Source organism: Streptomyces cathayae (genome assembly GCF_029760955.1).
Taxonomy (GTDB): domain Bacteria; phylum Actinomycetota; class Actinomycetes; order Streptomycetales; family Streptomycetaceae; genus Streptomyces; species Streptomyces cathayae.
Genome location: NZ_CP121682.1, coordinates 7,444,936 through 7,464,554, shown reverse-complemented (window position 1 = coordinate 7,464,554; position 19,619 = coordinate 7,444,936). Strand labels below are relative to the sequence as shown.

The following is a 19,619-nucleotide window of genomic DNA, read 5'->3' as shown; positions in this document are numbered from 1 at the left end:
GGTTGGCGCCGTCGACGATCTGCTGGAGCGTGGTTCGGTCGAATCCTTCCTGTTCGAACAGGTGAAGTGAGCTGTCGACGAGTGCACGGCGGGTACCCTGCGGGTCGTAGCCTGGGGCCAACGACGCCTCCTCGACTTGGCCGTGGTTTCTGCGGGTTCTGTCATCGTGTTCCTCGAGGGTGCCTAGTCGTAGTAGCGGAACAGCATTTCCGCGATGCAGCATGGCTGGGACTCGGACGCGAACTCTATGACCACCGAGGCCTTGGCCTGTACGCCTTCGGCAGGGTTGTCGTCGGTTGCGGGGATCGGTTCGGCGGACACCAGCGTCGCAGTGCCCTGGATTTCGGTGCCGGGCGGGAGCGGGCGGATGAACCGGACCCGGTCGAGTCCGTAGTTGACGCCCATGGAGAACTCCTTGACCTCGAGGATGTCCTGGAGGAGCCTCGGGACGAGGGCAAGGGTGAAGAACCCGTGGACGACGGTGGTGCCGAAGGGTCCGGCCTTGGCCCGCTCCACGTCGACGTGGATCCACTGGTGGTCCTTGGTGATGTCGGCGAACTGGTTCACCTCTGCCTGGGTGACGACCTGGACTTCACTGGCCCCGAGATCCTTGCCGACGAGGTCGAGGAGCTGCTTCGGGCGGCGATGGTGGTGCGGCGGGGAGGTCTCATCTTCTCTGCTCCGTTCCGACTGGGTCGTCATGAACCAGACCGGGTCACGACGTGCACGGGAAGGGCCTTCCTCTTCTTCATACCGACTAGATGGTATCTCTTTTGCCGCAAGCTCAACCACCGGTTCAAGAGGTCCGGCGCGGCGGGACCGGGAGCCCGAGGAGTCGTCCGCACCATGATCTATCTGCTCGCCACGCGGATCTTCGCGTGGCTCGCTCTGCTGTGTCGACCCTACTCGGCGAAGAACGCCAAGTCTCATCCTGCGGCACGAGGTCGCGGTGCTGCGCCGTCAGGTCTCCGCGCCCAAGCCCGGCTGGCCGGACCGGGCGCTGCTCGCCGCGCTCGCCCGACTGCTGCCCCGAGCCCTGCGCGGGCACCGGATCGTCTCCCCGCTCACCCTGCTGGCCTGGCACCAGCATCCGGCGAAGAAGAAGTGGATGCAACCGTTCTCTCCGGAACGCCCGGCTCTGCCGGAAGGGCATTGTCACGTTGGCTGACCGGCCTGAGACGATCTTGGAGCTGGTCGTGCCAGGGAGGGGTTCGCTCGTGTCGTCCGCGCCGCCGTCGTACAAGGGTCACCGGTACCCGGTGGAGATCATCGCGCACTGCGTGTGGCTGTACCACCGCTTCCCGCTCAGCTTCCGCGAGGTCGAGGAGTTGATGCTGGAGCACGGCGTGCTCGTCTCCCACGAGACCATCCGGCGGTGGTGCCTGAAGTTCGGGCAGTCCTACGCCAACGCACTGCGCCGCCGACGCCCCCGCCCGGGGGACAAATGGCACCTGGACGAGGTCTTCATCAAGATCAACGGAGAGCGGAAGTACCTGTGGCGGGCGGTGGACGCCGACGGGATCGTGCTGGACATCCTCGTGCAGAACCGCCGTGACAAGGCCGCGGCCAAGCGGTTCTTCAGGAAGCTGATGAAGGCCACCCAGTCGGTGCCACGAGTGATCGTCACCGACAAACTCCGCTCCTCCGGCGCCGCCCACCGCGAGGCGATGCCCTCCGTCGAGCACCGCTGTCACCAGGGCCTGAACAACCGGGCCGAAAACAGTCATCAGCCGACGAGGCAGCGCGAGCGCGCGATGAAAGGCTTCCGCTCCGTCGGCGGGGCGCAGCGGTTCCTGTCCGCGTTCGGCGGTATCTCGCCCCACTTCAGGCCCCACCGCCACCTGATGACAGCCTCCGGCTACCGAGCCGAGATGACTATCCGCTTCGCGATCTGGGACCAGATCACCGGCGCTGCCGGCCGGCCGCCGCGGCCTGACCCCAGGCCCGAAGCGCAAGCCCACCACGCCCCGACGCGCCATCAGACAGTCACGCACCCAACAACATGACAACGCCCGGCCGCGCGTATTCCTCACGTGCCATCCGCAGCCAGCTGCGACGCCGGGGCATCCGTGCGGTCATCTCGCAGCCGTCCGACCGAGTCGGCCACCGCCTGCGGCGAGGCCGACTCGGTGGTCGTCCGCCCGGCTTCGGCAGCGAGGCATACAGGCAGCGGAACACCGTCGAGCGGTGCATCAACCGCCTCAAGCAGTGGCGCGGCCTGGCTACACGAACCGACAAGCTCGCGATCGCCTATCAGGCCGCACTCCACCTCGCGGGCATCCTCAACCGGCCGGACACGACGCTGACCGAAGAGACAGAACCTAAGCCGCGACGAGCCAGGTCGTCTCAGCAGTCAGCCCCGCCCGGCACTCAGCCGGAGCGGGACTGATCAGTATGTGTGGCGTGAAGGGCGGTCGCCTACGCGGCGAAAGGCTCTGCAGGGCTTCAGCCGAACGATCGTCCCTGCAGGCGATAGATGAGGCCCGGGACACTGTCCCCTCCACCACGTTCCTTTCAACCGTGCGAGTCCGGCAGATGTTCCCGGGCAGGAGTCTCGTTTTGTGAGGGCGGTTCTGGCAGATCGGGGTGGCCGTGGATCCAGGACAGGCCTCCCAGATCCAGGCGCCGGCGAGTGCGGGTGACGGCCACGTAGGCCAGGCGGGCTTCGGCACCGTCGATGGGGCCGGGCGGCGCCGGAACGCCCGTGCGATCGCCGAAGTGGTTGTCCTGGGTGCGCTCGAAATCGTCGGCGATCAGCACACAGGGCCATTCGCGCCCCTTGGCCTTGTGGGCGGTGGAGACGGTGACCTGGGCGTGCGGTTCGGGGACAAGGTGGTCGACGGCGGTGAGGATGGCCTCGGTGCCGTGGGTGTCGACGAGGTGGACCAGGGGCTGTAGGTCGCGTCCGGCCGGGTCGTGGGCGGCATAGTCCTGCAGGTCGCCCCAGGAGGGGAAGAGGGTCAGTTCGGGGTGGTGTGTGCGGCGGCCTTCCTTGAGGTCGCGGGCGGCGAGGGCGAGGGTGCGCAGGCTGTCTCCTCCCCCGGCCAGGGCGACGGAGTATCCGGCGGCCATGAGGGTCATGACCTGGGCCATGGCGCCGGCGTTGGTGCGGCACAGCACAGCGTCCGGGCGGGTGATGGGGCCGAGTTCGGTGGGCACGGTGGGGGTGCCGGTGAGGCGGATGGGGGCGTCGGCCAGGTGGAGCCAGCGGTTGGCTTCCGCGGCGAGGTCGGGGCCGAAGCGGAAGGACTGCGAGAGGGCGAGCTGGGTGCCGTCGAAGCCGGTCATGACGTCCTTGGCGCCGCGCCAGTGGTAGATGGCCTGGGCGGAGTCGCCGACCATGACCAGTTGGGCGTGGCCGCGCTGGTGAAGGAAGATCTGTTCGACGACGGGGTTGGTGTCCTGGGCCTCGTCCAGCAGCAGGAAGTCCGCTTCGAGTTTCGGGTGGGTGAGGGCCCAGATCTTCAGGTAGTGGTCGTGGTCGAAGCGCACCGCGCCGTCGTCGGGGTGCTGCAGGTCGGCCCAGGCCTTGTGGGCGAAGGGCACGATGTGGGCGGCGAGCTGGGTGTGGAGGTCGCTGTCTTCCAGGTTGCGCAGGCGGGGGACGTGGTGGCGGGTGATCGTGGTGTCGGCGGTGTGGCAGAAGCGCATCACGGTGCGCAGGGTGGCGTTGGAGAGGGCCTTCTGGGTGACGTCGCGGTCGCCGATGCGGAGGGCTTTGGTGAGGCCGAGGGCTTGTCCGGTCTGCCAGGCCGGGCGGCGGGGTGCGTTCAGGCGGCGGGTGTAGCGGTGGCCGACGGCGGCGTAGGCCAGGGCGTGGGCGGTCTTGCACAGGACGTTCTTGGGGAAGCGGGCCGCGGCGTCCTGGGCGATGGCGCGGTTGTAGGCGAGGTAGCGGCCGCGGCGTGTGGTGGTGCGGGCGAGCAGGGCCAGGGTGGTGGTCTTGCCGGTGCCCGCGCCGGCCTGGACCGTCAGGTGGTCGCCGGTGGTGAAGGCGTCGGCTGCGGCGGTCTGCTCGTCGGTCGGGTTCATGGCGTGGGTCCTTGGGGGGTTCGGGTGAGTGCGTGCCCCATCGCGGCCAGGAGGTGGGCGGGGGCGGTGTGGGCGAGAAGCCGGCGTACGTCGTGCTCGAGGCGTTTCACTTCGTGATCGGTGTGCTCGGCGAGGGCCCGGTGGACGGCTCGTTCCAGGAGGCGCTCGGGCTTTTGTCCGGTCTGGAGGGCCGTCGTCTGAAGGGCTGTGTGTGCGGCGGGCGGGAGGGCGAGGTTGAGCAGCACCTGTCCGCTCGCGTCCGGGTAGTGGGTGGTGATCACGTCGAGGGGGAGCCGGTCTGTGAGGCGTCGGCGCAGCCGGTGGGCGGCCCGGTCGGGGGTCTTGGCGGGTACGAGTGCCATCAGGCGGGTGGTGTCGCAGTTGGCGGCGAGCGGCATCCTGCGGCAGGCCGCGTCGAGTTCGGCCGGGTTCAGGGGGCGGGTGAGGGTGATCTCCAGGGCGTGGTGCGGCATTTTTCACCGCCGGTGGGGCTGGGGCGGCGCGGGGTGCGGCAGCCGGGTGTGGAGGTGGGCGGCGTGCAGGAGCGGGTCGAGGGGCTGCCAGTCGGCCAGGGCCAGGTCGGCAGCGGCGGGGGCGGCGGTGTGGGTGGTGCAGCGTTGGGCGCGCCAGCGCAGTTGCTCGGCGTAGGGCAGGTGGTTGAGATCGTAGACGGCCATGCTTCCGCCGGGGAGGGCGAGTTGGCCGCGGTGGGGCTGGATGGGCAGCAGCGTCCAGCGCCCGGCCGGGTGGGCCGGGTCGAGGATCGGCTGGGTGCAGCGGTGGCGCTGGCGGGTCTGGGCGATGCAGCGGATGTCTGCGACGGGGCCTTCGCCGAGGTAATGCGTCAGGAGAATTCGCACGACGGGTCGGACCGGCCGGTCACGGTCGGTGTTCGGGAGCGTGGTGGCGGGCGTGGGGGACGCAGGGGTGAAGGTGCCGGTGTCGATCAGGCGGCGGGAGCGCACGGCGAGTTGGCGGCGCAGCGCCATGAGGCGGGGATCGGTGGCGCGGGGGTGTGTGGTGGGCCGGGGGCAGAGGGCGGCGTGCGGGATGCGGCACCAGCCGCTGCCGTCGTCATGGGGGTGGGCGATGCCGCCGCTGAGGTGCCAGCGGCAGGCTTCGGGCACGTCGGCGGTGGCGACTTCCGCCGGGTGCAGGGCGATGGGCCGGTGGTCGGTGCGCTGGTGCCAGTCGATGCGGTTGCCGCAGCTGCGGCAGCGGCCGGTCTGTCCGGCGCGCAGCAGGCGGCTGGGGCTGTGCGCGGCGACCTGCAGGGAGCGGCGGGGCTGGCGGGGGCGGGGGCTGCCGTCCCAGTGGTGGCCGGGGGTGGAGTGGGGGCGCATGGCGGGCAAAGTGCCAGGCGGCACGCGGTCATGGGGGGTGCTGCGGCGGGGATGTCCCCCGGCCGGCCCAGCGCGCCCGAACGGATCAGCCGGTATGCGATCGGGCGTTCGGTGTCTGCTCGTCGATTCGGGTGATTCCTTGCGCTCCCTCTTTATGCGGAGGGGGCGGTGTCAGGGGGTGTGGGTGCCGGGCGGGGTGTGGTCGGAGCACAGGGCGCCCAGCAGGTGGTCGATCGGCACGTCGAAGGCGTGGGCGAGGGCGTGCCAGGTGGCGACGTTGCCGCGGCGCGGCCGTGTTCGAGGTCGATGAGGGTGCGCCGGGCCAGGCCGCTGCGGCTGGCGAGTTCGTCGAAGCTCCAGCCGCGTTCGACCCGTAGGCGCGCCAGCTGGAGGCGCAGTGCGGTGGTGTCGGGGTCGGGCGGCAAGATCGTCACCCCACCATCCGAAGGTTCGGATATCCGCCCTGTCAGTGCAGATTTCTGCACTATTTACTGGGAGCGGGTGACGTGCGGTACAAGGATCCGCACTACCGTGCGTCCGTCTCCGGCCTCCTGGCGCCGGGGCACCGGCCATCGCAGTACGGACAGTTGGGAGGACGACCAGCCGATGAGGCTTGCCGGCGCGCATACCGCGGTGCGGCGTATCTGGACAGTGGAGCTGCGTCCGCGAGCGGGCGGCCTGACGCTCGCCTGCCTCTCCTGCGCTCCTCCTGCCGCTCCCCTGGAGGCCGCCTCCGCACGATCCGCCGCCCTGACGCATCTGGCCCGCCATGCCCGCACCGACGCATTGCCGACGTACCTGCGCAGCTGCCAGTGCCGAACGCAGGGCTGCTGGTGGCATCCGCGGCACCGCGGGTGTGCCGGGCCGGTACTGCTCGCCCTCACCCGCGACCGCAGCGGCCGCACCTGGCGACTGGCCGACACCTGCGCGGCCTGCGCGGCGGCCACCAGCCATACCGCCGCCGTGCCCGACACGCTGATCGGCTCCTCCCGGCCGCACCCCTCCCCCGGCCGACCAGCCCCCGCACACCCCGGGTTTCGTCCAGGGCTCAAGGAACAGGTGCGCGTGCGGGAGACGCTCACCTACCTCGCCGCCGCGCTGCCCCGGTTCACCTCCCCCGCCGCCCGGCTCCTGGCCCTGCAATGCGCCCTGCGCACCGACACCCGCGCACGGGTCCGGCTTCCGGTAGGCCTGCTGCGCGGCATGCGCCTGCGCGGACACCGCGAACTGTGGCAGGAACTGGCCCACGTCGGCTGGCTGGAACCGCCGGACTTCAAATCGGCACCCGTACAGCTGCGGCTGCTCGATGCCGCGGCCCTGGACCAGGCACCCACTCGCCGCGCCCGCCGCCGCGCCGCCCACTGGGCACTGCACCCCGCACCCCTGGCCCTGCCGGCCGCGCCACCCGCACTGCGGCTGACCGCCCTGGTGCTGGCCGCACACGCCTCCGCCCACGCCGAACACCGCGTCGAGATGGACATCCTCGCCCGACTGTGCGGGCACTCCCCGCAGCAGACCACAGAACTCCTCGACCGGCTGGTGGCATCGCAGACCCTGGCCGGCTGGCAGCACGACCGGGAAACCGACGAGATCTCCTGGCAGTTACCAACACTGCCCCGGCCAGGACACTGACACCGGCCGGCAGGCAACCGCCCCCTCTCGAAGAGCCAGGGGCAGACAGCTCTCGACAGCAACGTCCGGTTCCCCCGCCGTTGCCGGGTCTACGCTGGCGCAGGCCGCAGCCCCCGCGGTCCCGCACACAGTCCAGTGCGCGGACAGCCCGCTCCCCGACCACGCGCACACACCGACACCTCCCGGCGGCGTGGCCGGCGAGCCGACGAAAGGCCCCGTCATGCCAAAAACCCAGGCCCCCACCACCGAACTGGCGTCGCAATACCGTGCCCAGGTGACCGGCGACCTCGAACGCAACGTCCAGGAGCAGGAGCGCATCGGGGCGGAAATCACCGCCCTTCAGGAGCGGTTGACCGCCCTGCGGCAGGACCACACCGTGCTGGTGAGCGTGCAGCAGGCACTCGGCCTCACCACGGCGCCGGCCAAGCCCGCAGCCGGGCCCGACAGTGCCGCCCTGCCCTCTCCCCGGAAGGCAGCCGCCGCCGAGCCCGGCAAGCGGACGGCGAGGAAGCCCGCCGCCAAAAAGGCCGCGGCCAAGGCGTCCGGCACGGCGAAGACGGCCCGGCCCACCCTGGTCGACCTCATCCGCCACCACCTCGCCGAGCAGAGCGAACCGCGCTCCGCCGCCGAGATCTCCGCCGCGCTCGGCCAGGCCCATCCCGAGCGCGGCATCAAGACCAAGGTCGTCCGCGTCACGCTCGAAGGACTCGTGGCCAAGAGCCAGGCCCAGCGCACCAAGCAGGGCACCTCGGTCTTCTACACCGCCCCCGCCGCACCGGAGCCCACGACCGCCGCCCAGGCCGAGAAGCGCCCCGCAGACGCCGACCGCTGAAACACGGGGGCATTCTTTCGTCACCCGCCTCCGTCTGCCGCCACCCGAGCCCCGGACTCGCCTTGCGCGCCGCACCATCAACTCAACAGCCTGCGCGGCACAAAAGGCAGTTCAGCCCATGTATTACTCTCCGGGTGATGGGAGCTGGCTATCGATGCCGGATGAGACGCTGGCAGGGTGCCGCGCATCCCGAGACAGGTCATCCGCGGCGTCCTGATGGCGAAGTGGGCCGAGGAGATCTGAGATTATCGTCGGGCAAATCTCAGGTCAGTGCAGGATCACTCGTGCAAGGGCGGCGTGGAGGCTTCCATCGCTGGCGGCGGCTCCGAGCTGCGGTGCAGTGGGGTCGCCGGCCACGCCCGTACACAGCACGACGCAGTTTTGCGTCTGCAGCATCTCCCACATCGCGTCGGTGAGACGGTCGCAGACCGCAGGGCGGATGATCATCGGTTTGCCTTCTTGAGGAGCGGCACCGTGGATGCCCTCCAGGGCTCTGGCTGCGGTGCTGAAAACTGCCGTCCACTCGGGGCTGACCGACGGGATGGCCGCTCCTCGCCATAGGGGCCAGGCAAAAAATTCGTTCAGCTGCCGGACCTGTTCGGCGCCGCCGACGGCGTTCAGGGCGATCAGGACGGCTCGGGTTCTGTTGAGTGTGATCTCCGTCTGGCGGCCTTGCTGTCGGACGTTCCCGAGGCGTGAGGTATCCAGGCCGACATGGGTCACGCTGAGGTTGATGGCGGGCAGCTGGAGTGCTTCACGGGGCGTACCCGGATATGTGGTCACCGTCCAAGGATGGGGAGGTCAGCCGCGAGGTCGCCACCCATTACCGCCGATTCATCACAATGCATGATGGCTTGACTTTGTTTGATTTCTTTTCGTTTCTTTTGGGGCCGGGCAGGTACATCGGGCCCAGCGTGCTGTCTGCGCCGGATCGAGCAGGCGGCCACGCCGCCCCGCCTGTCACAGGGCATGCCATCCCCGCCCGCTGCGGCAACACGACATTCCCCGACCCGGCTCGAAGCCGCGAACGTCCAGCGCCCCGCGCTCACTTACGAGGACTTCGGAACGCCCTTCCGTACGTTGAGCCTATGGTGAGAACTCAACCCAGTGCGGCAGACCGCCACTTGATCCGAATCACAGCCGCATCCGGCCTGAAGCTGAGCCCCTACCAACTGGAACGGTGGCGCACGGCCGGGCTGATCCCCCGGCCTGGACCGGACACGCAGTTGGAGATCGGCAACACCAAGGTCTACCCACCGGAGACAGCCGCCCTCGTTGCAGGGCTCCTGGTATGTGCTCCGCTGTGCAGAACCAACGACGACCTGGCACTTCTGGCGTTCTTCAACGAGGTGCCGGTGCCCTTCGATCCCGTGCGCGCAGCCCTGCTTAAGGCCTATTTCCCTCAGTACAGCATGGCCCGGAAACGAGACAATGAGGCATTGGAGCGCATCCCGGCGGAGCACCGCGGCCAGGAGGAACCCTGGTACAACTGGGCAGAAGCCGCAGCCTTTCTGGACATGGAGAACCAAGCGGCCGTCCAGCAGATGAGAGACAATCTCCGACGCCGCCGCGACCTGGCGACAGCATCGCGCGCCGAGCTCGACGAACGCGTCTGCGGCGTGCTCATCTGGCTGAACGCGCCGGCCTTGCCGACGCACGACAGCGTGTTCATGGCGGACCTGCGCGCAGCCATGGCGTTCGCCGGACCGCCCGAGCGGTCCCGGGCAGCGTGGCTGCTCGCAGCGCACTGTCACAGCGAACAGCTCGCAGAGCGCAGCGAAACGTCCGGCATGGAGCGGCTTGATACCTTCCTGGCCTTGGCCGACGAGGAGTTGCAGTCCCTGCGGGAGCAGGTGCGAGAGTCTCTGGACGCTATGTGGCACATGGCGTCGGAGGGGCGCTACCGCCACTTCGATGTGAACTCTGCCGGGATGGCCCGCATGGCGGGCCGCATGCTCGTGGAATGGACCACCGCGCGCCGGGCGCACCCTCCGGGATCGCGTCCCGCCCAGCTGCTGGTAGACAGTCTGCGTAGCCTGTGGTCCCTGTGCTCGACCGACTCCGTCGGAGAAGGCCGCGCCGCGTTCCAGTGCAGGACCCGGCCCGGGCGATAGTCTCCGGGATCTCACGCCGCACGCGTATCAAAGTCAGCAGCTCATGGGGCCGGGGCCAGTCGGCAACCGGACGCTTCAGCGGAATGAGGTCAGGCGGACGCCTCCTACATCAGGGCCTGAAAGCAAGGCAGCGGACCGCGCAGCGCGGCTGCGCCGGTGCCAGCGCAGCCAATGTCGGTGACGTACGGCAGCATGCCGACCGAGCAGCCCTACAAGATGCGACGGAGAAGAACCCGTGACCGGCCAAGATTCCAGCATTGTGCTCCCCTTGGAATTTCTCCTTACTGCAATGGCCGCCTGCGGCCCGGACGACCCTGTGGTGCAACTGGCGACACAGCAGGTCGGGACGGCGCAGCCTCGGTACGACCAGTCAGTCCTCATGGAAGCTCTGCTGTCGGGCCCGTATGCGCAAGAGGCACCTTCATGGCTTCTGGAGGCAGCCGTGGCGGCAGGTCCAGAGGCCGAAGCGGATCCGTCTGGCTTCGGTCCGCGGCCGGGACTGGTCGCGGCCGCCCTCGAGCACCCGTCGTGCCCGACCTCCCTGCGGGAGCAAACGCTCAGGCGATGCACCATCGATCAGTTGGGCTTGCTCGGGACGCCGCGTGCTGGTGAATGCCTCGCCGCCGCGGTCGCTGCGGAGCTGCGTACCCGCAGCGGCGCACCGCTGCCCATGACTGCGCAGCTGCTCCAAAAGCCGACTCCGCCCCAGACCGTACTCCGGCAAGGCCCGTTGCACACTCTGGTGTTCGAAGCCGCTCGGGACACGCTGCCCACCGTGCCTGACCCCGAAGAAGTGGGCGAGGGATCCGACACCGGCGACGAGTGGAAGCAGTACAAACAGGCTTACGAAGCGTGGCAGAGCATGTGGCGTCAGGTGCTCGACCGGCACCCGCAGCGTCACCGGGAGCTCATAGCGTGGGCTGTCGGCACCGACGCTGAGCGGGTGATCTGCGACGAGCTGCTCGGCAGTCTGCCATGGGCCGTCGAACCAGCGCTGCTGGCCGAGCTCGCCAAGGCCGACCTTGAGCGTTTCTCCTTCGAGGTGCTGCTGGCCCGGGGCTGCCGCATGCTCCGCGCCGGATCGGACGAGCAGCAGGTCCTGGACCACTTCGCCACGGACCTGTCCGCCCTTACGGACGAGGAGCAGGTGCCCTTCCACCATGCCCTGCGCTGTAAGAGCACCACGCTGCTCGACATGGGGTGCTGCGCCCCCGTCACCTGGGTACAGCGCGCGGCCTCAGGGACCTGGCGCCACCTCCTCAACCCCACGCAGGCCAAAGACGGATACCGGCCTGTCCATTGGCAGGCGTCCACCGCTATGCTCACCGACCTCGCCGCGCAGTTCGCCAAGACCGCCGCCCGCGCCCTGCCGTACTGGGAGCCTAAGAAGCGCTCTTGGGGGATAACCGCGCGCGAGGTGGCCTGGGTCCGCGACATGGTGCTGCGCCTTCCGACCATCACCGAGGACATCAAGGCCGGGGTCCTTCCCATCGTCCGCGACGCGCGCGAGCGGCTGAGATATCGCCGCTCAGGTCTCCAGCCACGTCATGACGAGCGAGGCGAGCTCCAGGAGATCCTCGGCACAATCGAGCGTGTCCTCGCCGATCCTGCCCCCGCAGCCGGCGCGGACCGCCGCTGGACCGCGCTCGGAGCCCCGGACGAAATGGCCGTGCGCGACCTGGCCCGCATCCAGACGCAGGCGCTGAGTGACTACCTGGACCGGCATGCCGGCGACGACTCTCTCGTGGAGAAGGCCCTTCTCTCCTGCGCCGCCAGCGGATACCGGTCCCACGACGACTTCGAGGAAGTGCTGCGCCGCCACAGCTCCCCCGACACGGTGTTGCTTCCTCTCACCGAGCGTCTGCGCACGAACCTCGGAGGCGGACCCTCCTGGCGTGAGGCCTGGACCCGCCTGGTCCTGGCTGGACCGGAGGCCGGCCCTGCACTCGTGCGTGCCCTGCCAGCCTGGTCGGCGCTGCGCGCCCGGAGCGACCGCCACGGAACCGCGCACCCTGCGGTGGTCGCCACCGTACGCGAGGCCCTGGGCACCGACCAGGACGCCTGGGGCCGCTTCGCGGCCTGCCCCGCCACCCAATCCGGGCCCACCGCCTGGCTGCGTCTGGGCGACCTGCTGGACGCAGCCGCCGCGGGAGTCCCGTGGCCGAAGCCGCCGGGCAGCCGATAAACCCTGCCACGCCCCCACCGGAACACTGCTGCACAACGGCGCTGAGAGACCGCACCGACCACATGGGGAAACGCGGGGTCTCTGCGGCAGTCGCGGCTTGCTCTGTGGAGCGGACATACCGCCACGCGGACAAGTGCCGGGAACTGTGCGAAGGTGTCCGGCCGTTGCGTCGGTATCGGTCACTGTGCTGTACCGCAGAAGTAGCAATCTGCATGTGGCGGTAGCTGCCGCCGCGTAGGGCAGCTACGCGGCCCTACCCCAGTAGGTCGGCAGCATGAACGAGACTCGTGCGGTCCTCAACGCGTCATCTGCGTCTGATGGTGGTCGTGTCGAGGACGGATTTGTTTCAGGAGCGAGCTGTTGTGGACGGATACCGGTTCGTTGCGGGCTTTCAGGGGGCAGTGCAAGATGCGTCGATAACGTCGGGGACGGCCTCGTCTGATGTGGTGGAGGGCGGATTCATGCCAGAACCCGTCGTGGTGTCCTCGTCGTTGCGTGCCCGGTACACAGCCATGCTGGCGGCTGACCTGGAAGGCGTTGCGGTGGAACGCCAGCGGATCGAAGAGGAGTTCGCTACGCTACACCGCCGGCTGCGGGCCCTGGACAGAGAACACGCGTGGCTGACGCGTATGCAGCAGGAGCTGACGACGCTGGCGGTGGCAGACAGTGGCACCGTCGTTGCTCATGGCCCGGCCGCCTTTGCCGGTGCCAGTGCGCTGGGCGACGCGGCGTCCGGGCCGCGAGGGTCGGCAGTGAGGCCGTCTGCTGGCCTGGCCGCGGCCAAGGAGCCGAAGCTGCGGGAGCTGATCGTTGAGGAACTGCGGTGTCAGGCCAGGCCACTGTCCTCCAGCGAGGTGACCGCTGTACTGCGCCGGGCCCATCCGGGCCGGAGGCTCAAGGAGCCGGCCATGCGGCGGGCACTGGAGGCGCTCGTGGGGCAGGAGCGGGTTCAGCGGCGTAGGCGCGGTGGCCGGGTGTTGTATTCGGTTGCCGATGCCGTGGCCGTGGTCGGCGGTGCTGCGGGCCTGAGCCTGGTGGCTGACCGGCCTGCTGCCGGGCACGTAGGGGGTCATGCCGCGGCGTCGTAGGGGGCGGGGGCCAGGAAGACGGGCAGTGTGTGGAATCCGAGGACTTCGAGCGCGGTCTGCTGCTCGGGGGTCAGCTGTGCACGGTCGCGGTGGCGGCGTAGCAGCCAGGCGCCGAGGCGGACAGGTGTGCCGTCGAGGTCTTCGGCGTGGTCGGCCGGCACCTGCAGGTGGCCGTGGCGGGCGTGGTACTGGCGGGCGGCTCGCAGTCCGCGGTTGAAGGCGCGGGCGCGTACGTTGGCGGGCCGGGTGAGAAGCATGCTGTGGGGGTGGGCGTCGGGGCATGCGCGGGTGAGGGCATCCAGCAGGTGTTCTGCTGGGAGTCGAGGAGGTGGTGGTCGTTGATCTGGCGATCCAGCCAGGTGTCCCAGGATGAGTCGCGGTCGGCGGGGCGGTGGTAAGCGCATCGCCAGTCGCTGCTGGTCAGGCGGCGTCGGATCTGGACGTAGGTGTACTGCCAGCGCAGGCTCCAGGGTGGGTTCCAGAAGGGGTCGACTGCTTGGAGGGAGGCGATGCGGGCGGGGGCGAGCTGGCCGGTGTCGGCGCGGCGTCGCATGGTCTCCAGCCAGGCGGCGATTCGGCGGTCGCCGCTGTGTGAGGTTCCCCCGAGATGCGGAGAATGGTGACAGCAGGTCAGGTAGGACTCACAGAGAGGAGCCCTGCTGATGCCTGCCCCGAGGAAATACCCACTGGAGTTGCGTGAGCGCGCGGTGCGGATGTACCGCACTGCGGAGCCGAAGCCCGTGATCCGCCGCATGGCCGAGGAACTCGGTGTCCATCATGAGGCCCTGCGCGGCTGGATCCGCCAGGCCGAGGCCGACGCCGGCGAACGCGACGACCTGCTCACCAGCGACGAACGCGCCGAGCTGGCCGCGCTGCGCAAGGAGAACACCCAGCTCAAGCGGTCCAACGAGATCCTGCGGACGGCCTCGGCTTTTTTCGCGGCACAGCTCGACCCGACCCGGCCCAGGTGACCGCGCTCCTCGACGAGCACGAGAACCTGGAGGTCGAGCCCACCCTCCGGGAACTGCACATCCCTTCCTCCACCTACTACCGCTGGCGCCGGGCGAAGAAGGAGCCGTGCGAACGGCACCGCCGGGACACCGAGCTGACCAGGCAGATCCAGCAGATCCACACCGACTCCGGCGGAATCTACGGCTCGCCCCGCGTGCACGCCGTCCTGAAGCGCGAAGGCGTCTACGTCGGCCGCAAACGAGTCGAACGGCTCATGCGCGAAGCCGGCCTCGCCGGGATCAGTCCTCGCCGGACGGGCAAGGGCTTCACCCGCCGCGACCGGGACGCCGACCTCGCCCCGGATTTGGTCAGGCGCGACTTCACCGCCGACAGGCCGAACCGGCTGTGGGTCACCGACCTCACCATGATCTCGACCCTTGAGGGACCCTTGTGGCTGTCGGCGATCAGGGACGCGTTCTCCCGTCGGGTGGTGGCCTGGGAGACCTCCGCCCACGCGGACGCCGACCTCGTGCTGGCCACCCTCGAGTACGCCCTCGCGTCCCGGGAGGTCGAGCCCGGCCAGCTGATTCACCATGCGGACCACGGCTGTCAGTACACGTCCGTGAAGCTCACAACACGCTTGGTGCGGGCAGGAATTGAGGCATCCATGGGCTCCGTCGGGGACTCGTACGACAACGCCCTGGCGGAGAACCTCTGGATGCTCATCAAGACCGAGGGCCTCCGCGGCCGCACCTTCGCCACCCGGGCCGAGGCGAACCTCGCGCTCTTCGAGTACATCGACGGGTTCTACAACAGTCGGCGCATCCAGAAACGCCTCGGCTACCTCAGCCCCGTCGAGTTCGAAGAGAAGCACTACGCCGAGCAGGCAGCGTCCGAACGAGTGAACCTGAAACCCCGCCAACCCGCTCTGACCAGCTGATCAGCCCCTCCCGAGCAACGGGGGAACCTCAGTGGGCGTGTTTGCCGAGCGCGAGGGTGCCGTGGCGGGTGGCGCTGGCTGCTGCGCGGTTGAGGTGGTGTTCGAAGCTCTCGGGCGGGTGGGGCCATGAGATGCCCAGGCTGGTCAGGGCGGCGATGCGTTCGATGGGCAGTGCGCCTGCGGCGTACAGGGAGCGTTGCTGTCCGATCCATTGTCCGAGGGCCAGGCCGTTTCTGGTGACGTGTTCGCTGGGCACGTTCAGGTGTCCGTGCTGGCTGTGGAAGGCCCGGGCGGCGTGCCAGCCGTTGTCCCAGAAGGCGTTGTTGCGGGGTTTGTGGGTGAGCAGTTTCAGGGTGCGGTTGACTTCTGCGGCACGGTGGGGGCGGGCTGGGACGGGTTGCAGCCGCCGCTTCTTGTGGCTGCTGAAGCGCTCGTGGAGCTTGCTGTCGTAGACGGCCAGGCCGTTGAAGAAGGCCCAGAAGTCGGAGAAGGCGGAGGACTCCATCGCCTCGTGCAGCTTCTGCCTGGGGGCGAGGTAGACGGGGAGGAAAATCGAGGCGCGTTTGGCCTGGCCGGGGGGTTTGCGCAGGGCTCGTCCGATGGTCTGTGCGATCTTGACGGGGCTGCGGCAGGGGTCGGCGATGAAGATGCCGTCGGTGTCGGGGGCGTCGACGCCTTCGCACAGCACCCGCACGCTGGACAGGACGGCGCCGTCATGACGGTCGGCGGCGCTGCCGGGGGTGAGGGGGAGAAGTGGGTGAACTCGCGGAGGTAGGCGTGGCGTTGCCAGGGCGGCTGGCCGGTGTACAGGGCGCGTGCCCAGGGGTTGCGGATGCCGGTGTGGTCGGCGAGGGCGTGGGCGGTTTCGGGCAGGGAGTCGGCGAAGCCGCGGGCGGCGGCAATACGGCCGTGAAAGGTGAGGATGGTGCGGACGTCGTGTTCGGCCATGGCGGTCAGCAGCATCGCCTGCATCGTTGCCAGACGCAGGCCGTCCAGGTGCGGGGTGGGCCGGTCCGTGTGGAGGACGTCGAGGAGTCCGCGGTCTCGGACTTCGGGGATGACGAGCTGGTATTCAGCGAGGATGCCGCGCTCGATGGCGTCGGCCAGGCTGAGGTGATAGACGGTGGGGTCGTCCATGGAGGCGAGTCGCACGAGGCGGGGGTGTGCCTGCCGTGGCCGGGCGGGGATGCGCCAGTTGCGGGGGGTTGCGGTCATGTAGAGCCGGTGCGCGGCAGGGACGGCGCGGTCGTCGTGGATGAGTCCCCATTGTTTGTCCCAGTTGCCGCTGGTGCGGTGGGCTTCGTCGGCCAGGGCAAAGGCCCACTTGGGCAGGTGGTGGGATTGGTGGGCCCGGACCAGTGTGGGCAGGGAGTCGTAGGTGGCGAAGACGGCGGTGCGGCCGCCGCAGGCGACGCGGCTCGCCAGTGCCTGGGGGCTGGAGATGAGCGCGAGATGGCCGCGAAGCCTGCGGTCGTACACGCCGGGCAGTGAGCACACGCCGATGAGCTGGTCGAAGCCGTCGTCTGCGAGCCAGCGGGCTGCGGTCTGTGTCAGCAGGTCGAGGGTGGGGACGACCACGAGGACGGGGCCGCGGGGTGCGAAGTGTTCGGCGATGCGCTTGCCGATGAGGGTTTTACCGGTGCCGCAGGCGGCGACGATGGTTGCGGCGGGCAGTCGTCGGTGCAGGAGGGCATGCGCTCCCGCTTCGATGGCCTCTTCCTGGTGGGGGCGCAGTTGAGCACGGCCAGACATGCGGCGCTCCGATTCCCTCTCGGCCGAACTCGGTGCCTGCGGGCCCAGGGGCCGCGTGCTTCTTCCTCGGGGCAGTGTGGCAGGTGCTCCGGCGCTCGGGCGGTTCCGACCGGAGATGGCCATGGTTGACCTGGTGGGCGCGATATGTGATCAGCGCCGGGGTCGGGCGGGTGCCGGTTTTGTTCAGATGGTTGGTCGGTGGCGGCCGGCGGGGTTCGGTCGGAGTTAGATGAGGGAGTTGGCCGGCCGGACGCTGCGTGGGGAGGGTGCCATGACGGGGCGGGACCCGTTGTTGGGACGGCGCCGGATGCACCTGGGTTTGCGGTTTTTGCAAGGAGAGTCGACGGGTTCGTATGTGACCCGGCTGGCCGCCCGCAATCTACGCCCGGTGGAGGCGGTACTGGCCAGTATGGGCAGCGGCCCGATGCCGGTGGACGCGCAGTACACCGAGATGTATGTCAGCCGGTATGCCCGCGAGCGGCTGGCCAATCGGGACTGCTGCATGATCGGGTGACAGCGGGGTTTATGCAGCCAGGGCTGCGGCTGGGGTCATGATGGTCTCGTACTCGACGGGGGTCAATCGGGCCAGGCGTTTCTGGCGCCGGCGTCGGTGGTAGGTGCGCTCGATCCAGGTCACGATCGCGATCCGCAACTCCTGGCGGGTGGCCCAGGTACGGCGGTCGAGGACGTTGTTCTGCAGCAGCGCGAAGAAGCTCTCCATGGCCGCGTTGTCGCCGGCGGCACCGACTCTCCCCATCGATCCGATCATGCTGTGACGTGCGAGAACTGCGACGAACTTCCGTGAGCGAAACTGCGACCCGCGGTCGGAATGCACAATGCATCCTGCGACCTGGTCGCGACGGGCGACGGCGGATTCAAGGGCTCTCACGGCGAGGCTGGACTTCATCCGGGCATCGATGGAATAGCCCACGATGCGGCCCGAGTAGACGTCCTTGACCGCGCACAGGTACAGCTTGCCCTCGCCGGTGGCGTGTTCGGTGATGTCCGTCAGCCACAGCCGGTTCGGCCCGTCGGCGGTGAAGACGCGCCGCACCCGTCGTCGTGGACCGCAGGGCGGCCTTGACGGTCTTCCCGCGGCCTCTGCGCTTGCCGAACGCGCTCCACCACTGGTTGTCGCGGCAGATCCGCCAGGCGGTCCGCTCGGCCATCGGCTCACCGGCTGCGCGGGCCTCGTCGAGGAGGAAGCGGTGGCCGAACTCCGGGTCGTCGCGGTGCGCGTTCAACAGGGCGTTGGCCCGGTATGCCTCGGCCAGCTCGGCATCGGTGACCGGGCAGGCCAGCCACCGGTAGTAGGGCTGGCGGGTCAGATTGAGTACCCGGCACGTCACCGCCACCGGCACCCGGCAAGGGGCATCGGCGGCGGCCAGCTCGCGGACGAGCGGGTACATCATTTTGACGGCAGGTTTGCCTGCGACAAATACGCCGCAGCCCTGCGCAGCACCTCGTTCTCCTGCTCCAGGAGCCGGATGCGCTTGCGGGCCTCGCGCAGCTCGGCCGACTCACCCGACACTGGTGCGGGCCCGGCGCCCTCCTCGGCGTCGGCGCGGCGCAGCCACTTCGACAGCGTGATCGGGTGGACGCCGAAGTCGGCGGCGATCTGTTCCAGCGTGACGCCGGGCTCGCGGTTGCGCGCGACCCGCACGACGTCCTCGCGGAACTCCTTCGGATACGGCTTGGGCACTGCAACATCCTTCCAGGCCGCCTCTCAGCAAGCCAGGTCAGGTGTCACCTGTCCGTGCAGCAGTCCCATCTGGCCGGGCGGACCGTGGCAGAGATGCAAAAGCGCCTGGTGAGTCTGAGCGATGAGTTTCTTATGCCCGCCGGTGCGGTGGAGGACTGGGAATGGCCGTGGGACGCGCGGGCCGGCTACGTCGTCCAGGCTTGCTCCCTGTGTGCGGCGCAGCGTGGGACCCGCTCTCCGGCGTGGTTGATCCTGCCCGACCCGTGGCATGTGTGTCTGCGTCATCAGCGGTGGACGGACAACTCGCGCAGCATCCGGCGTCCCTATATCGATCTCCGTCCTCTGCGTGAGGTCGTGCAGGCTCAGCAGCGTCTGAACCGGGTCGTGAAACGCCTGGGCCCCGTCGCCGCACGGTGGGTGCAGGCGGACGCGTATTCCATCCTGGCGCACTCCGGCTGTCCGTACAGGCCCGAGAAAGTGAGGCAGTGGAACCAGTTGGCTGTGGAGTTAGGTGAGCAGCGGGTGCGGCCGCTGGCCCAGTTCGGCTGGCTGGCCCTGCTGACTTGGGATCTGGCCTGGCTGGAAGTACGGCGCCTGAGCGGTGCGCTGAGCAAAGCCGAGCACCGGGAGTGGCTACCGCGGGTCAGCCGGCGGTACGGCTACAGGTTGGCCGGGCCGTTGGCCATCTGGCACGGTCAGCACCGTCCTCTTGCGCACGACTACCTCACGGTGGTGCGCAGCGGTCAGCCACTGAGTAAGTGGATCAGGGACGAGATGAGCAAGGCCACCAGGCACGCGCTCCCCTCCCCCTGACGTCGCTGGAGGATTCGACGTGCCTTCCCTGGGTGCGGCTGCCCGACTCGATGGACCGGCTGTTCCTCTGACCCCGCTCGGCGGCGGTGCGTTGTGTGTCATTCTGCGGCGGCCGGGGATCAGCCGGCGCCGCCTGTCGGCCGGCTACGAGGGCGGTAGCAGGCGTTCTGGCGAGATCGCAATCCGGACCCACTCGTTCGGGTGAGCCAGACGGCTCCTCCTACCGGGTGGCGCG

General features: G+C 69.2%; 17 protein-coding genes and 5 pseudogenes. 12 read left to right on the top strand and 10 right to left on the bottom strand.

Annotated features, from left to right (window positions below; genetic code table 11):
* Window positions 1-183: 183 nt before the first annotated feature.
* The gene (locus tag PYS65_RS34095) at window positions 184-702 is read right to left on the bottom strand and encodes a MaoC family dehydratase (protein ID WP_279337800.1); all 519 of its coding nucleotides are present in this window, start codon (window positions 700-702) and stop codon (window positions 184-186) included.
* A 247-nt stretch (window positions 703-949) separates the two neighbouring features.
* Between PYS65_RS34095 and PYS65_RS34090 the strand changes: the two genes are divergently transcribed.
* The 3 genes and pseudogenes from PYS65_RS34090 to PYS65_RS34080 all read left to right on the top strand — a co-directional run.
* Window positions 950-1,168, top strand: coding sequence for a hypothetical protein (locus PYS65_RS34090; RefSeq protein WP_279337799.1), 219 nt, complete (start codon window positions 950-952; stop codon window positions 1,166-1,168).
* Window positions 1,169-1,217: 49 nt separating this feature from the next.
* Window positions 1,218-1,904 (top strand): annotated as a pseudogene (locus tag PYS65_RS34085) (IS6 family transposase); the annotation flags it as partial.
* A 113-nt stretch (window positions 1,905-2,017) separates the two neighbouring features.
* Window positions 2,018-2,389 (top strand): annotated as a pseudogene (locus PYS65_RS34080) (transposase); the annotation flags it as partial.
* Window positions 2,390-2,514: 125 nt separating this feature from the next.
* Here the strand turns inward: PYS65_RS34080 and PYS65_RS34075 are convergent.
* The 4 genes and pseudogenes from PYS65_RS34075 to PYS65_RS34060 form a co-directional block, all read right to left on the bottom strand.
* Window positions 2,515-4,032 carry a UvrD-helicase domain-containing protein gene (locus PYS65_RS34075; RefSeq protein ID WP_279337797.1) on the bottom strand — a complete coding sequence of 506 codons (1,518 nt, stop codon included), beginning with the start codon at window positions 4,030-4,032 and terminating at the stop codon, window positions 2,515-2,517.
* The gene (locus PYS65_RS34070) at window positions 4,029-4,505 is read right to left on the bottom strand and encodes a hypothetical protein (protein ID WP_279337796.1); all 477 of its coding nucleotides are present in this window, start codon (window positions 4,503-4,505) and stop codon (window positions 4,029-4,031) included. Before PYS65_RS34070 ends, PYS65_RS34075 begins: the two co-directional genes overlap by 4 nt.
* Before the next feature lie 3 nt (window positions 4,506-4,508).
* Window positions 4,509-5,375, bottom strand: coding sequence for a DUF6083 domain-containing protein (locus tag PYS65_RS34065; RefSeq protein WP_279337795.1), 867 nt, complete (start codon window positions 5,373-5,375; stop codon window positions 4,509-4,511).
* Between the two features lie 171 nt (window positions 5,376-5,546).
* A pseudogene (locus tag PYS65_RS34060) lies at window positions 5,547-5,809 on the bottom strand (helix-turn-helix transcriptional regulator).
* A gap of 97 nt (window positions 5,810-5,906) precedes the next feature.
* On the opposite strand from PYS65_RS34060, the gene PYS65_RS34055 reads away from it, so the two are divergent.
* A complete protein-coding gene (locus tag PYS65_RS34055) occupies window positions 5,907-7,007 on the top strand; it encodes a hypothetical protein (protein ID WP_279337794.1) in 1,101 nt (366 codons plus the stop codon).
* Between the two features lie 220 nt (window positions 7,008-7,227).
* Window positions 7,228-7,839 carry a hypothetical protein gene (locus tag PYS65_RS34050; RefSeq protein ID WP_279337793.1) on the top strand — a complete coding sequence of 204 codons (612 nt, stop codon included), beginning with the start codon at window positions 7,228-7,230 and terminating at the stop codon, window positions 7,837-7,839.
* A gap of 267 nt (window positions 7,840-8,106) precedes the next feature.
* Here PYS65_RS34050 and PYS65_RS34045 read toward each other — a convergent pair whose 3' ends face one another.
* The gene (locus PYS65_RS34045) at window positions 8,107-8,562 is read right to left on the bottom strand and encodes a hypothetical protein (RefSeq protein ID WP_279331597.1); all 456 of its coding nucleotides are present in this window, start codon (window positions 8,560-8,562) and stop codon (window positions 8,107-8,109) included.
* Window positions 8,563-8,927: 365 nt separating this feature from the next.
* Between PYS65_RS34045 and PYS65_RS34040 the strand changes: the two genes are divergently transcribed.
* The 3 genes from PYS65_RS34040 (at window position 8,928) to PYS65_RS34030 (ending at window position 13,226) form a co-directional block, all read left to right on the top strand.
* Window positions 8,928-9,953 (top strand): hypothetical protein, encoded by a 1,026-nt coding sequence (locus tag PYS65_RS34040; protein ID WP_279337792.1) that lies wholly within the window; start codon window positions 8,928-8,930, stop codon window positions 9,951-9,953.
* Between the two features lie 775 nt (window positions 9,954-10,728).
* Window positions 10,729-12,138, top strand: coding sequence for a hypothetical protein (locus tag PYS65_RS34035; protein WP_279331598.1), 1,410 nt, complete (start codon window positions 10,729-10,731; stop codon window positions 12,136-12,138).
* Between the two features lie 317 nt (window positions 12,139-12,455).
* Window positions 12,456-13,226, top strand: a complete 771-nt coding sequence (locus PYS65_RS34030; protein WP_279337791.1) for a hypothetical protein — start codon at window positions 12,456-12,458, stop codon at window positions 13,224-13,226.
* Here the strand turns inward: PYS65_RS34030 and PYS65_RS34025 are convergent.
* A complete protein-coding gene (locus tag PYS65_RS34025; protein ID WP_279331600.1) occupies window positions 13,208-13,483 on the bottom strand; it encodes a helicase associated domain-containing protein in 276 nt (91 codons plus the stop codon). The two genes, PYS65_RS34030 and PYS65_RS34025, sit on opposite strands and share 19 nt — an antisense overlap.
* Before the next feature lie 405 nt (window positions 13,484-13,888).
* On the opposite strand from PYS65_RS34025, the gene PYS65_RS34020 reads away from it, so the two are divergent.
* Window positions 13,889-14,197, top strand: coding sequence for a transposase (locus PYS65_RS34020; protein ID WP_279331601.1), 309 nt, complete (start codon window positions 13,889-13,891; stop codon window positions 14,195-14,197).
* A complete protein-coding gene (locus PYS65_RS34015) occupies window positions 14,194-15,117 on the top strand; it encodes an IS3 family transposase (RefSeq protein ID WP_279331602.1) in 924 nt (307 codons plus the stop codon). Before PYS65_RS34020 ends, PYS65_RS34015 begins: the two co-directional genes overlap by 4 nt.
* Window positions 15,118-15,145: 28 nt before the next feature.
* Here PYS65_RS34015 and PYS65_RS34010 read toward each other — a convergent pair whose 3' ends face one another.
* Window positions 15,146-15,811, bottom strand: a complete 666-nt coding sequence (locus tag PYS65_RS34010; RefSeq protein ID WP_279337790.1) for a helicase associated domain-containing protein — start codon at window positions 15,809-15,811, stop codon at window positions 15,146-15,148.
* A gap of 563 nt (window positions 15,812-16,374) precedes the next feature.
* A pseudogene (locus PYS65_RS34005) lies at window positions 16,375-16,869 on the bottom strand (DEAD/DEAH box helicase family protein); the annotation flags it as partial.
* A 271-nt stretch (window positions 16,870-17,140) separates the two neighbouring features.
* Between PYS65_RS34005 and PYS65_RS34000 the strand changes: the two are divergent.
* Window positions 17,141-17,383, top strand: coding sequence for a hypothetical protein (locus tag PYS65_RS34000; protein WP_279331605.1), 243 nt, complete (start codon window positions 17,141-17,143; stop codon window positions 17,381-17,383).
* Between the two features lie 9 nt (window positions 17,384-17,392).
* Here PYS65_RS34000 and PYS65_RS33995 read toward each other — a convergent pair.
* Window positions 17,393-18,571: pseudogene (locus PYS65_RS33995) on the bottom strand (IS3 family transposase).
* 54 nt (window positions 18,572-18,625) lie between these two features.
* Between PYS65_RS33995 and PYS65_RS33990 the strand changes: the two are divergent.
* Window positions 18,626-19,384, top strand: a complete 759-nt coding sequence (locus PYS65_RS33990) for a hypothetical protein (protein WP_279337789.1) — start codon at window positions 18,626-18,628, stop codon at window positions 19,382-19,384.
* Window positions 19,385-19,619: the final 235 nt, after the last annotated feature.

Bases quoted from the DNA above. Each gene is read 5' to 3' on its own strand.
- PYS65_RS34065 (WP_279337795.1), bottom strand. From the start codon at position 5,375: ATGCGCCCCCACTCCACCCCCGGCCACCACTGGGACGGCAGCCCCCGC.
- PYS65_RS34040 (WP_279337792.1), top strand. From the start codon at position 8,928: ATGGTGAGAACTCAACCCAGTGCGGCAGACCGCCACTTGATCCGAATC.
- PYS65_RS34095 (WP_279337800.1), bottom strand. From the start codon at position 702: ATGACGACCCAGTCGGAACGGAGCAGAGAAGATGAGACCTCCCCGCCG.
- PYS65_RS34000 (WP_279331605.1), top strand. From the start codon at position 17,141: ATGACGGGGCGGGACCCGTTGTTGGGACGGCGCCGGATGCACCTGGGT.
- PYS65_RS34030 (WP_279337791.1), top strand. From the start codon at position 12,456: ATGGTGGTCGTGTCGAGGACGGATTTGTTTCAGGAGCGAGCTGTTGTG.
- PYS65_RS34075 (WP_279337797.1), bottom strand. From the start codon at position 4,032: ATGAACCCGACCGACGAGCAGACCGCCGCAGCCGACGCCTTCACCACC.
- PYS65_RS34025 (WP_279331600.1), bottom strand. From the start codon at position 13,483: ATGCTTCTCACCCGGCCCGCCAACGTACGCGCCCGCGCCTTCAACCGC.
- PYS65_RS34070 (WP_279337796.1), bottom strand. From the start codon at position 4,505: ATGCCGCACCACGCCCTGGAGATCACCCTCACCCGCCCCCTGAACCCG.
- PYS65_RS34050 (WP_279337793.1), top strand. From the start codon at position 7,228: ATGCCAAAAACCCAGGCCCCCACCACCGAACTGGCGTCGCAATACCGT.
- PYS65_RS34020 (WP_279331601.1), top strand. From the start codon at position 13,889: ATGCCTGCCCCGAGGAAATACCCACTGGAGTTGCGTGAGCGCGCGGTG.